At 76.6% G+C, this 235-nt stretch carries 1 protein-coding gene; it reads right to left on the bottom strand.

Features of this window, described 5'->3' with window-relative positions; genetic code table 11:
* Positions 1-235: arginase family protein (locus KVS71_RS18920; protein WP_217585302.1), on the bottom strand; the 235-nt coding region annotated here is incomplete at both ends.

Below are 235 nucleotides of genomic sequence, written 5' to 3'. Positions count from 1 at the left end.
CCGTTGCCGCCGCCCCCCCGGCCGCCGGCGGGGACGAGGACCATGCCGGCGAGGTAGCCGGAGGCGGTGGTGTCCGGCGTGTTGAAGTCCCCGTGCGCATCGAACCACAGCACCACCGCGTCGGGGTGGTGCTCGGCAGCGCTCGGCAGCGTTCCGAGGCCCGCCGCACACGTGTCCGTCACGAGGAGCGGCCTCGCCTGCCCCGCGATCGCCTCCTGCACCGCGGCCCGGAGGC

It is taken from the genome of Microbacterium sp. GbtcB4, assembly GCF_019091465.1.
In the GTDB taxonomy this organism is placed as follows: Bacteria; Actinomycetota; Actinomycetes; order Actinomycetales; family Microbacteriaceae; genus Microbacterium; species Microbacterium paraoxydans.
The sequence above is the reverse complement of the archived record's forward strand: the minus strand, read 5'-3'. Positions and strand labels throughout refer to the sequence as shown.